We start from the raw sequence: 13,504 nt of genomic DNA, 5'->3' as shown, positions 1-13,504 counted from the left end.
AGAAGGAATAAATAAGGAACAAAGAAAGAAGATATGGCAAACCACAATCTGACACATCATGAGGAGCTGCGTTATCACTATCTGATGCGCAATATTAATTATCTGTCACCTAAGGAGCAGGCTGAGTATGATTATCTAAGAAACAAGGTTGAAACTTATAATCAATACTATCGCAGTCTGCGACAGGGCTATTCAGATTCTGGTTCCTATGATTACGACGAGGAGCCTGCCAGCGCCAGTGACTGGTACCAGCAGTCTTACGGTGATAGTTATGATGACTATGATTCTGGAGCTTACGGTTATGAAGAACAAGCCTATACCGAACAAGGGCTGCCAGTCTATGATGACCGCCACTCGGCTTATCAAAGCAGACAGGCGAGGCAAAGAGAAAGTGCTGTGACTGGTCCATCAGATAGTAAGCAAACCAGAGTACCACATGGCCGCAGACCTAGGAATAAGCGCATCTGGGTCAAGCGGCTTCTGGTAACGCTGGGACTTGTCGGTCTAGTCGTGATTGCTGGCATGGGCTACCGTTTCTACCGAGGGTTGGCTGCTGTCAATGGCAACAATGGTAAATACAGTGCCGCTGTTAAGGAAAAATTCAACGGTGAGGATGCGCCAGATGGCACTAATATCCTCATTTTAGGTAGCGATAAGCGAATAACCCAAGGAGAGTCTGATGCCAGAACAGACACAATTATGGTTGTTAATGTTGGCAATAGCGATAACAAGGTCAAAATGGTTAGTTTCATGCGTGATACCCTAGTTCATATTGATGGGGTCAGTGCAGACGATTATTCTTATGACCAAAAGCTCAATGTTGCCTTCAATCTTGGAGAACAAGATGGCAACCAAGGGGCTGAATACATGCGGCAGACACTTAAGGATAACTTTGGTTTAAAAATCAAGTATTATGTGATGCTGGACTTTGAAACCTTTGCAGAAGCTATTGATACCCTCTTTCCTAAGGGGGTAAATATTGATGCCAAGTTTGCGACGGTTGATGGTCAGGAAGTTTCAGAGGTAGAGGTACCCGATGACCTCAATGCTAAGGATGGTGTTACACCCGAACAGACGATTGCTGTCGGTAAGCAAAGGATGGATGGACGGACACTCCTTAACTACGCCCGTTTCCGCAAGGATGACGAGGGAGATTTTGGTCGTACTAAGCGCCAGCAGCAGGTGATGTCAGAGGTTATCAGTCAGACCAAGAATGTCTCCAAGCTCTTCTCAGGTTCAGAAGCCATTGGTAAAATTTTTGCACTAACCTCAACCAATATGCCCTACAGTTTCTTGCTTAAGAACGGCGTCCCTATTATGACCGATGCGGCTAAGGGGATTGATCAGCGTACTATGCCAGAAAATGGTGACTGGATTGATGATATTGATATGTACGGCGGTGCAGGTTTGTCTATTGATTTTGATTACTATAGAGGCGAGCTGAAGGACATGGGAATGCGCTGATGTGTTTATGAGATAACGGGGTAAGGAAGAAATCTATTTTGCCGTCTTTTCCCTATAGTTCATTAAAGGCCTTGCTTTTGGGCTGGAAGATGCTAGAAAACTTAATCAGACAGCTGCGTCTTAAAAGCAGATGTATAAAGGATTAGAGGTGAGAATTTAAGACTCTTCGAGGATAAGTTCTGCCCCTTTTCTTTTGATAATAGCAGAGCAAAAACAAGAAAAGAGAATCCATGTTAAGAAAGAATGATAGTGTAGAGGTTGAAATTGTTGATTTAACCCACGAAGGACAAGGTGTTGCTAAGGTTGATGGCTTTGTCTTTTTCGTTGAAAACGCCCTGCCTAATGAGAGAATCCGCATGCGTGTGCTCAAGGTCAAGAAGAATATTGGCTATGGGAAGGTAGAAGAATACCTGACCACATCACCTTACCGCAATCAGGACTTAGATGCAGCTTATTTGCGCACAGGTATTGCGGATTTTGGTCATTTGGCCTACAGTGAGCAACTTAAGTTTAAAACCAAGCAGGTTATTGATAACCTCTACAAAACAGCAGGAATTTCAGATGTGAAAGTTGCTGATGCGCTTGGTATGGACAATCCTGTTGCCTACCGTAACAAGGCTCAGGTACCTGTCCGGCGCGTCAACGGTCAATTGGAAACAGGCTTTTTCCGCAAGAATTCACATGACCTCATGCCTATCGAGGATTTCTATATTCAGGATAAGGAAATTGATAGACTTATTAATTTCACACGTGATTTGCTGCGTCGTTATGACCTCAAGGCCTATGATGAGAAGGAGCAGACCGGTCTTATCCGCAATCTCGTTGTTCGTCGTGGACATTACACAGGTCAGATGATGCTGGTTCTCGTGACCACACGTTCAAAAGTTTTCCGCATTGAGCAGATGGTTGAGAAGATCGTTGCCGCCTTCCCAGCCGTCAAGTCCATCATCCAAAATATCAATGACAAAAATACCAACGCCATCCTTGGACCTGACTTCCGCACTCTATATGGATCAGACACTATTGAGGACACCATGCTTGGTAACCGTTATGCCATTTCCGCCCAATCCTTCTATCAGGTCAACACTGTCATGGCTGAAAAGCTCTATCAGACAGCCATTGATTTCTCAGCATTGACTCCCAATGATGTGGTGATTGATGCCTACTCAGGTATCGGGACGATTGGGCTCTCCTTTGCTAAGCAAGTCAAGGCCGTTTATGGGGTTGAAGTGATTGAAAGAGCGGTCAAGGATGCTGAGAAAAATGCTGCGCTAAACGGCATTACCAATGCCCATTATGTGGCGGATTCAGCTGAAAATGCCATGGCCCAGTGGAGCAAAGAAGGCATCCAGCCAGATGTCATTCTGGTAGACCCACCGCGCAAAGGCCTAACAGAAAGCTTCATCAAAGCCAGCGCTGCCATGCAGCCCCGCAAGATTACCTATATTTCCTGCAATCCGGCTACCATGGCGCGTGACATCAAGCTTTATGAAGAACTGGGGTACAAACTCAAAAAAGTGCAACCAGTAGACTTATTTCCAATGACGCATCATGTTGAGGCAGTAAGTTTGCTAGAAAAACTCTAGGATAACAGCAGGTTAAAGGAGTGAGGATTTCTTGCTATTTTCATGATATAATAATTCAGAAAAGAGTGGAGTGATAAGATTAATGAGATTGATAAGATTGACTTTTAGATTAACAGTTGGTTCTGTTAAATGGTTTATTGGTATGTTTAAATACTATAAATGAGCTGAAAAAGTTGAGCCAATATTACTGCTTGTACAATCTGATAATTGAGTAAAGTAGATGATTTTCTCATGCGATAGCTATCCAAGAGTAAAGAATAAGATGGCGAAACGATTGGAAACAGCGAACCGCGGAGTGTGTAGTTTTGCTCGTGAAAGCCCAGAAACCTTTGGGCGAAAGAGATAAAAAGCCTTGAATTCAGGGCTTTTTTGAGATTTGAACTTTTCGTCAGTGGCTGTGATTGACGCTTCATGTGAACTTATCAACCGTACTGATTCGGAGCCGATTTTGACCATTTTCACATAGTTTAAGCTATGGATTGGATGTTTTTTTATCGCTGAGTGAGCGGATTAGATGTAAAGGTTGGGAAGGCTTGAAAATAAGAATGTGTTGGTGAGTCAAGCAGAATGATGGAGGTCGCTTGTTTATAGCATGAAATGCAACTAAAGCTTACAGAAGTCATATAAATATGCCGTGTTTGGATGGTAGAAACTACGCATGCCCTCGAGTAAAATTAGTATAGAAATTATCGAAAGAGGGTGTAAAATGAAAGCGATAGAAATCATTTTGATTATTATTCTGATTATTGCCGCCATAGTTGCGATAGCCTTCGGACTTTATTGGTATCGCAACATCCATTGGTATGACAGGTATATGAAAGCGCTGAATACAGCAGGTGCAGTGGAAAAACAAGTTACTCTTCCGAGTAGTAATGTCATCAATTATGGTGAAGTGAACAATGATAAACCTGCCCTTCTATTAATCCATGGACAGATGAGTATATGGCAGGACTATGCACTTGTCATGCCTGAATTCAGTAAAAATTGGCATATTTACGCTGTTGATGTTTATGGACACGGGGAATCATCACATGATGAAAGTCTGTATTACCTTGATGTGAATGGTGACGATCTGATCTGGTTTATCAATAATGTTATCGGCAAGCCTACCGTTGTTGCTGGACACTCCAACGGAGCAATCACGGCAGCGTATGTAGCAGCATACGGCGGTCAAAACATAGCTGGAGCAGTGCTGGAAGATCCACCAGTATTTTCTACTGATGGAGAAGGCTGGGAAGACAGCTTTGCTTACAAAGATGCGTATAAGCCTTTGCATGATTACAATGAGTCGGATAAGGCAGAGTGTTGGGAAGCTTATTACCTCCGTCACTGCTACTGGGGACAGCTATATATGCCGGATGCCATGCCGAAACTTGCTAACTATGCACAAAAGCAACATCAGAAGAACCCTAATAAGGCTGTTCAGATAGGCTTTCTACCAAGTTCGATTTGGTATGTTTTTGGATATGCCAAGAAATATGATTTTGCATACGGTGAACGATTCTATGACCTGAGCTGGAATCACGGTTTGACACACAAAGAAATATTGTCAGCAATAGAAGTTCCCTGTGTCTATATTCATGCAAAGGAGATGGTTCACGAGAATGGAACATATCTGTGTGCAGCATCCCGCGAACAAGCCGAGAGAGCGGTGGCTTATATTGGTGAAAATTGTCAGTTGGTCGAGACTGAAGACAGTAACCATGTGATTCATACTGTTCATAGTGCTTTCTATATTGAAAAGGTAAACTCGCTGCTATCAAAATGAGGACATTATGTTAAAAACAAATCTTATTATGCTTCGTAATATACATGGCTTTTCGCAGGAAGAAATAGCGGAGAAAATAGATATCCCCGTAGGACTTATGCAAAAAGGGAGAGTGGCGAACTGTCTCGGACATCGAAAAATATAAGCATCTTGCGGATATCCAAGGTGTCATGATTGATAGGCTGATAAAAGCAGAAACGATAGATAGAAAAGAGAACATTCCACCTGCGCCACAAAGAAGCAATATCTGGGACTTGGTGACAATAAATGAATGATGTGGACAATTTGCAATCCCCAAAAACCGATCGTGAGAGATTCGGTCTTACCAGTGGGCAAAGAAAATGAGGAGAACGATATTTGACAATAGGTGTTTGATTTTCCATGGTTCACGAGTATCTCTAACTGTAACCAAGAAATTTAGTAGCTCATCTATAACAAAATCCTCCACTTTTATTATAGCGAAGGTTAACTTATTTTTATAAAATTGTTATCTGAAAACAAAATTTTCTTCATGCGTTTGTCGTACATTGCCTTCATTAGTAGGATGGAGCCTTATGATATGTTTCGATTTCGATTATGATTTCTTGCTTGAATTTCACAAGCAGTATCTGATAGAGTTGATAAAATCGACGCTGAGATTGATGCCGAGTTTAGCTTGAAGCACTAGAAGGACAAGAATGGAATTGTCCTTAATTTACAATAGTTAACATTTCGACGCTGTATCAGTTCTTTGGCGTATAGCGGCGATAATAGGAGGAACACATGGTTCCATATTGTATGTATTGTATGGTAAGTAATGGCATTTAGCGGTATCATTTAAATGGTTCATTGAGATGACTTCTGTTCGTTTGGTTACTGACACAGAGTCCAAATGAACTTTTTTGTGAACTAAAAAATAAACTAGCACCACGGGTCATTAGATAATTTTATTCATCATTTATTTTTTGTATTCGTCACCAAGGGAGCGAAGGAAGTGTCTATGCTGAACGATGTATACTGAGTTTTTAGTTGAAATAGGCATTAACGATATGCTATAATGTAAATACAAAATGTATATACAAGAGGTTTTAATATGACTACTACACAACCTGTTAATTTTCGTGCAGATTCTGTTTTTTATCAACAAACCAAGGATATTTTAGCAGACGAGCAAATCAGTCTTACAGATGTTTTAAATGCTGCATTAAGAAAGATTGCGACTGGTGCTGTTGATGCCAAAGAATTTGTTTCGAGTGACTTGCCAGAGTCACAGTATCAAATTGCTTTTGAAGATTTAAAGAAAGAGATTTTGTTAGGCCATCAGGATATTGCTCAAGGTAAGGTCACAGCACTTGCAGACGTAAGAAAGGAATTTGGTCTTGACTAGTCATAAACGTTACACTGTTTCCTTATCCGATGCGGCTAAACAGGATTTGAAAGCTATTCATGAGTACATTGTTCTCAATTTTTATAGTCAACAATCTGCTGACGGTAAAATTGATTTAATTTTATCGGCTTTAGAAACTTTAGAAACCTTCCCAGAAGCTTGTCCGCGTGTGGCGAGCCGTGGTTATGGTGAATTAACTGATGATGGCAAAAGTTACCGTTATATGCCTATTGAGAATTATTTAGCTTTTTACTACATTGAAGGGCATAATGTCTATATTTCTCGTATCATGAATTCAAAGCAAAACTGGGCAAAATTATTTAATAAGTAATTAGGGAATATTTTTGGAAGGGGAAATATTTAGAAGAAGATTAGTCTCCTTCTAAATATTACAGTACTGCATTGTAAGCCCTGCTAATAAGAGAAATCTAGAAATTTTTAAACTGTTTATTCAAAAATGGTTGATTGTGAAAGTACAGTACAGCAGATGGCAATTTTTAATAAATAAAATGAGATAATTGCGAGTCTATCTATTTGATGGGGAAATGTCAAATTTTGGCGAGACAGATAGGTCAGTTGACTATGGAAAATTCAGTATGATTGAGAAGGGGTCGGAATACGAATGATAAAACTTGCGTGAATGTCTGGCAGCCCATGCGTCTAATAATGGACGTCGAGCCAGATTATTGATAAACTGAAACGTGATAGTTTTACAGCTACAATAAAATTCGTCAAGGCTTCCTTGCAGATCAATAGTCAGTTCTGTCTTATTGGAAGATGGTCAGCAGAGAGTGTAATCGTAAAATAAGAGACTAAGATGGAAATAAAAAAGAAAATAAGACGTTCAAATATAGAGTTATTACGCATTGTAGCTCTGTTTATGATTATTATGTATCATATCGTCAGACACTGTATCAGGGTTCAGCTGGTATCCCCTGAAGACTTGGGGAGAGAGGCAGTAGAAATCTTTAATCAGCCTGTCTTCTATCCCCGCCTGTTAATTTTAAATGTTATTATGACCTTTGGCAGTATTGGCAATGCCTTATTTATCCTAGTTTCTGGATATTTTATGGCCAATAGGGATCCTGATACTATTCAGATTGGAAAGATTTCCAAGAAGCTGCTCTATCAACTTTTATTTGCGGCTACCTTATTGACCTGCCTTTCTCCTTGGCTGCATTATCTACGTCCAGATATATTCTCAGGCCTGCAGCGATTTATGCGGATCAATGAGCGATTTTGGTTTGTCGGTTATTATTTTGTTGTGATTCTTTTTGGGAAACTGTTCTTAAATAAGTTTCTCAAACAATTGGATTACAGACAGTATGCCAGTTTTCTTCTTGTCTTTTTAGCTTTGATAACTTTTTCTTGGACCAATCATATTATGAGGTCTTTTGCGACGGGGTTAGAGGTTTTCTTGACGGGGGTCTTTCTCTATTCCTTTGCAGGATTTGTTAGGAGGTTTGATGTCCTTGCTAAGGTGCGGACCTATGTTTTATTCCTCCTTCCTATATTAGTTTATGCTCTGGTCTTGATTTCTGGTTACAATACGGTTGTAACTAAGATTCAAACCTACATAAGGAGTGAATCTCCAGAAGTCTTTCTCCAGCGTATTCCCAACTTTAATAATAGTAGTTTAGTCGTTATTGTCGTTGCTATCTGTATTTTTGAGCTTTTCCGACGACTGTCGCTACCAGACAGCAGATTAATAGCCTTTTTGGGACAGTCGACCTTTATGGTCTACCTTGTCCATGACAACCGTTTCTATTATGAACTTTGGAATCTCAGAGACTGGGTAACGACTTTGGCAGCCAGTCCAACAATCTTTATTATCCAGTTGATAAAATGGACTATCTATACCTTTGCGACCGGTGTGCTTGCTTATATCTTATATGCACTGCTGCACCTTATCTTGAGACGAAACAAATGGCTGTTGCTGAGATCTGAAAAGAAAATAACATAAATAAGCTATATTTTGCTATAGGCTATATTAGGGCCTGTGGCAATTTTTAGCCCTTAACACGAGAGTAGATAGCTTTTATCAGTTGTCAGTATAGTCTAAGTAGCGATGCTTTGTAGGATCATTTAATTGAACTCATTGGGTAGCTTCTATGTTTGTTATGGTGCTCCAAGTGTTTGCTAGGGGTTTTTGTTTATGTTTTTAACTCCTCCTGTGATTCTAGCTTATTTTTAAGTCTAGCCCTACAGCCCTTCTTTCTAGCGTCCTATCTGCTGAAATGTTATAATACGGACTGGTTGATCATTTGTTGGGCTGATTTGATTAGTCTGGCTTAGATAGTGGAGAGTAGTATGATAGAAACATTTATTTCACTAACTATTATGACCTTTATATCAGCGGTGACACCGCTTGTGGCTCGTCTGATTCCTAGACAGATTGTGCCAGAGCCTGTACTCTTAATCGCTGCTGGAGCTTTTTTGGGGCCGTATGCTTTTGGTCTGATTAATTCAGATAGCGAAGCTTTAAAACTCTTATCTGATTTAGGCTGTGCCTTTCTCTTTTTACTGGCGGGTTATGAAATCGATCCCAAGGTTATCATCGGTAAAGAAGGAAAGAAAGGGTTTTCCACTTGGGTGGTAACCTTTGCGATTGGTTTAGCAGTAGCCATTATCATGCCTGATATCGCATCGGGAAAGCAGGGATTGATTGCGACAGCTTTGCTTTTTACAACTACAGCGCTTGGGACACTCATGCCCATTCTGGAAGAGAGGGGGTTGACTGGTACTTATATTGGTAATATTATCATTGCTTATGGAACCTGGGGTGAGCTAGCGACGGTGATCGCAATGGCTATTTTGCTCTCGGCGCGCAGTACCTGGCAGACAGCAGCTATTTTAGGTGGCATGCTGCTGTTATGCATTTGGCTAGCTGCCCTAGGAAACCGCGCAGTTCAAGGTGGCGGTGCTCTTTATGAATTTTTGAAATCTAAGGCAGACACTAATTCACAGATGACTGTACGCATTACCATTCTCTTAATGATTGTACTTGTCGCCTTCTCAGCTATTTTTGATCTTGACATCGTTTTAGGAGCTTTTGCTGGGGGATTTGTCTTACGTTTCGTGCTTCCTGAGGACAGTCATTTGCTGGAAAAGAAACTCAATGGCATTGCCCATGGCTTTTTGATTCCTCTGTTTTTTGTCATGTCCGGCTGTACAATTGACTTAATGGCGGTTTCTGAACGTCCTGGACTCCTCCTTGCCTTTATTTTGGCCTTGATTTTAATCCGAGCTCTACCGATTATTTTTTCTCTGTCTTTGGAGAAGGACCCAGACCGAAAATTATCCTTGCATAATCGATTTTCAGTTGCCTTTTACTGCACAACAGCCCTGCCTTTGATTGTAGGGATCACTGGAATTGCTGTTAAGGACGATTTTATGTCCAGCGAGATTGCCTCTGTTTTAATTGCTGCCGGAGCTATTACTGTTTTTCTAATGCCGTATTTAGGAGCTCTCGCTTATAGGGTTGTGGATGCAGAGCCAATCAGTGCAGTGAGAGAGATCTTTCACTCGCCAAGAGAAGTCAGTGCTATTTTGCACAGACATTTTGAGCAGGAAAGAGAGTGGACTCGGCGGTATCAGGATTATGCTGCTAAGCGGATCGCTTGGGGTCTCGATTCTATTCAAAATCCTGATGAACGTAAGGAGATGAGAGACATCCTCATGAAAAATCGTGAGGAATTTCAGACTTTTCGTCGAAAGCAGCTGGCGCATCAAAAAGATTTATATGCTAAGCAGGCAGAATCTGTCAAAGAGGTCTATAAAAAGTACCATGATGGTGATGTGCCTAATGATCATTTTTTACGGCTGCTAGAAAACAAGCATTATAAACAGGATGATTAAAAGTCAGCTCTAGTCTGGTTGATAAACGGGCGGTGATTTTTAAAGATGGCTAGGGGAATCTGGCTAGCTGTAAGTCTAAATCTAAGTAACTAAGAGAGCTATGGGCTTGTTTTTGACAGCCTGCAGCTCTTTTTTGAAAGTTCCTGCAAACCGACTCTATTTTAGTACCCCTTATCGCTTTATACTTACTTCCAAAGAAAACCGCATTAAATTAGGTGGCAAGTTGCAGACGGCCTGAGGTTGAATAAAAAGCAATTAAGTTTTTGAATAAATTCTTGATAAGGGCCGGCTGACTTTACTATCGGCGAAGACCTACACAACAAAGGCAAGGATATTTTAAAATATGAGCAAGTCTATGTCGTGCCTAGCCCTGAATGCTGATTTGATGGAGGTCAACTATTATACTTAGTAGGTTATGTTGAAAATGCCAGATATTGAAAGTCAGAAAACATTATTTTTATGTAAAAAACTTTCATACTACTGTTTTAAGAGGATTTAGAACAGACTTGACTTGGAGTTAACTCTAAGGGGTATACTAAAATTAGTCTATAAAGAAAGGGTTTGTAATCATGTTAGAAAGAATTCAGTCACCCGCTGATTTAAAAGATTTAACAACTGATGAACTGCAAGCGGTCGTCGATGATGCTCGCAGGGTTCTTTTGGAAAAGCTCAGTCAACACGGCGGTCATAACGGTCCCAATCTGGGAATGGTTGAAATGACAGTAGCGATGCACTATGTTTTTAATTCGCCGATCGATAAGTTTATTTTTGACGTTTCCCACCAGACTTATGTTCATAAAATGCTGACAGGGCGCAGCCAAGCTTTTATGGATCCAGATCATTACGATGACGTTTCGGGCTATACAAATCCTAGGGAGAGTGATCATGATTTATTTACGGTTGGTCATACATCGACCTCCTTGGCTTTAGCCTCAGGTGTGGCACGGGCGCGTGACCTGAAAGATGAGACTTACAATATAGTAGCTGTTATCGGAGATGGCTCATTGTCTGGCGGTCTTGCTTACGAGGGCCTTAACCAGATTGCAACATCAGGTACCAATACCATTGTGATTGTCAATGATAACGATCAATCGATTGCTCCTAATCCCAAGGGTGGTATTTATACGGCCTTGCGCAGTTTGCGTAAAACTAAAGGCCAAGCAGCAGATAATATTTTCCGTGCACTTGGGTTTGACTATCATTATCTTGATGAAGGAAATGATGTCCAAGCCTTAATTGCTCTTTTTCAAACAGTCAAGGACGCCGATCACCCTGTTCTTCTACATATTCATACGGTGAAGGGAAAGGGATTTAAACCAGCTGAAGTCAATCGTTCGAGTTTCCATGCCGGCGGGCCATTTAGTCTAGAGACAGGGAAGTATCTGAAGCGGGTCAGTGATAAGCCCACCTACAATAGTGTCACAACAGCTTTTGTTGCTGATAAGATTGCTAAGGATCCTAGCGTCATTGTGCTCAATGCCGGAACGCCTGGTATTATTCTGTCTATGGAGCAGCGTCAGAGTGCGGGACGTCAATTTGTTGATGTGGGCATTGCTGAGGAGCAGGCAGCAACAATGGCAACGGGCCTGGCTAAGAATGGCGCTAAACCTGTCTGGGCTGTAACTTCGACCTTTTTCCAACGTACTTATGATCAGCTTTCCCACGATATGGCACTGAACAATCAGCCGGCTACAATCTTGGTGTACGGAGCTTCTTCTCAAGCTATGAATGATGAGAGCCATCTTGGTTTCTTTGATATTCCTTTCTTGTCTCACATTCCTAACATGGTTTATTTGGCTCCAACCAATAAAGAAGAACACCTAGCAATGCTGGAGTGGGCAATTGAGCAGCAAAAACACCCGGTTGCCATCCGTGTACCAGTTGGTGATTTGAAAGAGACTGGAGTGCCTGATGGAACCGATTATTCCATTTTGAATAAAAATCTAGTTACTCAAAAGGGAGAGGATGTTGCCTTATTTGGTCTTGGTAATTTCTATCATATAGCTTCTGATCTAGCGGCAGTATTGCAGGAAAAACATGGCATTAGAGCAACTCTTGTTAATCCAAGATTTGTAACGGGACTGGACAAAGCGCTCTTGGACTCCCTATCAGCAGATCATCAAGTAGTTGTCACCTTAGAAGACGGCCTGCTTGAAGGTGGCTATGGTCAGACCATCGCTAGTTATCTGGGAAATACCGATCTCAAAGTACAAAACTATGGTATTGATAAGCATTTCCATGATCGCTATGACCGTCAGGCCTTGCTGGCGCAAAATGGTATCACCCTTGATAACATCGTTGATAATATCTTGGCAGTTCTGAATTGATAAAGGCGACTGTGCTAATGCTTGATTGTTTTGAGGGATTGTACTATGATGTGGTTAGCTGTAGTCTAAGTTTATGGCGCTGATATCAGCTCTGCTAAACTAGTTCTTTAGCTGTTATTGAGTTTTGCTATAAAAATTTTTATATCCGGTAAGGAGGAGACATTATGAAAACACTGAATATTGTTAAAGGGCCGCAAGAAGTTCCCGCTATTATTCAGGGATGTATGCGGATGCCTGAATTAAGCAAGGAAGAGGCTGCTGAGGTTATCCGTGCCGCTTATGATGCTGGCATCACCTTCTTTGATCATGCTACCTGTTATGGAGAGGATGGTGAAGCAGAGCGCCGATTTGGCCAAGCGTTTGCCCTGACGGGACTCAAGCGTGAAGATATCTTCCTGCAGTCTAAATGCGGTCTACGCTTTGAACGCAATGAATTTGATTGGACAAAGGAAAATATCTTAACCAGCGTCGATGAAAGTTTGGAGCGTCTGCAGACGGATTACTTAGACTCCCTTTTGCTTCACAGGCCAGATGTTCTCTTTGATCCAGAAGAAGTGGCTGAAGCTTTTGACGAATTAGAGCGCACAGGAAAGGTTCGTTATTTTGGTGTCAGCAACCTGATGCCTCTGCAAATTGAGTTACTTAAAAAGTATGTTAAGCAGCCTCTTGTCTTTAACCAACTGCAGCTTTCTTTGGAGCAATCGCAGCTCATTGATCAGCCGCTTTACATGAACAATAAGGAAACCGAAATGTCTGTCAACCGTGATGGTGATGCTCTTGATTACTGTCGTCTGCATGACATTACCATTCAAGCTTGGTCACCGCTTCAATATGGTTTCTTTGAAGGAACTTTTGTTGATAATCCTAAGTTCCCAGAACTAAATGAAGTTTTGGAAAAATTTGCTCAGCGTGAAGGCGTTACAAAAGCAGCCGTCGCTTTGGCTTGGATTTTGCGTCACCCTGCTAAGATGCAGGTCATCATTGGCAGTATGAATCCGCAGCATATTGAAGAGGCCGCTCAGGCAAGTAAGGTAACTTTGTCCCATCATGATTGGTATGAACTCTACTTAGCTTCTGGGAAATATTTACCATAAAAAACAAATTTAGCCCTGTTCGGATGAATAGGGCCCTTATT

General features: G+C 41.3%; 9 protein-coding genes. All 9 read left to right on the top strand.

Annotated features, from left to right (window positions below; all coding sequences use genetic code 11):
• Positions 1-33: 33 nt before the first annotated feature.
• The 9 genes from AC4HAO_RS03955 (at position 34) to AC4HAO_RS03915 (ending at position 13,463) form a co-directional block, all read left to right on the top strand.
• Entirely contained in the window at positions 34-1,464 is a 1,431-nt protein-coding gene (locus AC4HAO_RS03955; protein ID WP_491134656.1) for an LCP family protein, read from the top strand.
• A 230-nt stretch (positions 1,465-1,694) separates the two neighbouring features.
• Positions 1,695-3,050, top strand: a complete 1,356-nt coding sequence (gene rlmD, locus AC4HAO_RS03950) for a 23S rRNA (uracil(1939)-C(5))-methyltransferase RlmD (protein WP_491134655.1) — start codon at positions 1,695-1,697, stop codon at positions 3,048-3,050.
• A 706-nt stretch (positions 3,051-3,756) separates the two neighbouring features.
• A complete protein-coding gene (locus tag AC4HAO_RS03945) occupies positions 3,757-4,818 on the top strand; it encodes an alpha/beta fold hydrolase (protein WP_491134654.1) in 1,062 nt (353 codons plus the stop codon).
• A 1,072-nt stretch (positions 4,819-5,890) separates the two neighbouring features.
• Positions 5,891-6,184, top strand: a complete 294-nt coding sequence (gene relB / locus AC4HAO_RS03940) for a type II toxin-antitoxin system RelB/ParD family antitoxin (protein ID WP_447452190.1) — start codon at positions 5,891-5,893, stop codon at positions 6,182-6,184.
• Entirely contained in the window at positions 6,177-6,515 is a 339-nt protein-coding gene (locus tag AC4HAO_RS03935) for a type II toxin-antitoxin system RelE/ParE family toxin (RefSeq protein ID WP_491134653.1), read from the top strand. The genes relB and AC4HAO_RS03935 overlap by 8 nt, the downstream gene beginning before the upstream one ends.
• A 486-nt stretch (positions 6,516-7,001) precedes the next feature.
• Entirely contained in the window at positions 7,002-8,147 is a 1,146-nt protein-coding gene (locus AC4HAO_RS03930; RefSeq protein WP_491093808.1) for an acyltransferase family protein, read from the top strand.
• A 347-nt stretch (positions 8,148-8,494) separates the two neighbouring features.
• Positions 8,495-10,042 carry a cation:proton antiporter domain-containing protein gene (locus AC4HAO_RS03925; RefSeq protein WP_491093809.1) on the top strand — a complete coding sequence of 516 codons (1,548 nt, stop codon included), beginning with the start codon at positions 8,495-8,497 and terminating at the stop codon, positions 10,040-10,042.
• Positions 10,043-10,611: 569 nt separating this feature from the next.
• Positions 10,612-12,369 (top strand): 1-deoxy-D-xylulose-5-phosphate synthase, encoded by a 1,758-nt coding sequence (locus AC4HAO_RS03920; RefSeq protein ID WP_491134652.1) that lies wholly within the window; start codon positions 10,612-10,614, stop codon positions 12,367-12,369.
• 164 nt (positions 12,370-12,533) lie between these two features.
• Positions 12,534-13,463: an aldo/keto reductase gene (locus tag AC4HAO_RS03915; protein ID WP_491134651.1), complete on the top strand. Its 930-nt coding sequence runs from the start codon at positions 12,534-12,536 to the stop codon at positions 13,461-13,463.
• Positions 13,464-13,504 lie beyond the last annotated feature (41 nt).

This window comes from Streptococcus sp. ELY_137, from assembly GCF_058314515.1.
The sequence above is the reverse complement of the archived record's forward strand: the minus strand, read 5'-3'. Positions and strand labels throughout refer to the sequence as shown.

What these genes read in the sequence shown, in the direction of transcription:
- AC4HAO_RS03945 (WP_491134654.1), top strand. Translation starts at nt 3,757, where the DNA reads ATGAAAGCGATAGAAATCATTTTGATTATTATTCTGATTATTGCCGCC.
- relB (WP_447452190.1), top strand. Translation starts at nt 5,891, where the DNA reads ATGACTACTACACAACCTGTTAATTTTCGTGCAGATTCTGTTTTTTAT.
- AC4HAO_RS03915 (WP_491134651.1), top strand. Translation starts at nt 12,534, where the DNA reads ATGAAAACACTGAATATTGTTAAAGGGCCGCAAGAAGTTCCCGCTATT.
- AC4HAO_RS03955 (WP_491134656.1), top strand. Translation starts at nt 34, where the DNA reads ATGGCAAACCACAATCTGACACATCATGAGGAGCTGCGTTATCACTAT.
- AC4HAO_RS03925 (WP_491093809.1), top strand. Translation starts at nt 8,495, where the DNA reads ATGATAGAAACATTTATTTCACTAACTATTATGACCTTTATATCAGCG.
- AC4HAO_RS03930 (WP_491093808.1), top strand. Translation starts at nt 7,002, where the DNA reads ATGGAAATAAAAAAGAAAATAAGACGTTCAAATATAGAGTTATTACGC.
- rlmD (WP_491134655.1), top strand. Translation starts at nt 1,695, where the DNA reads ATGTTAAGAAAGAATGATAGTGTAGAGGTTGAAATTGTTGATTTAACC.
- AC4HAO_RS03920 (WP_491134652.1), top strand. Translation starts at nt 10,612, where the DNA reads ATGTTAGAAAGAATTCAGTCACCCGCTGATTTAAAAGATTTAACAACT.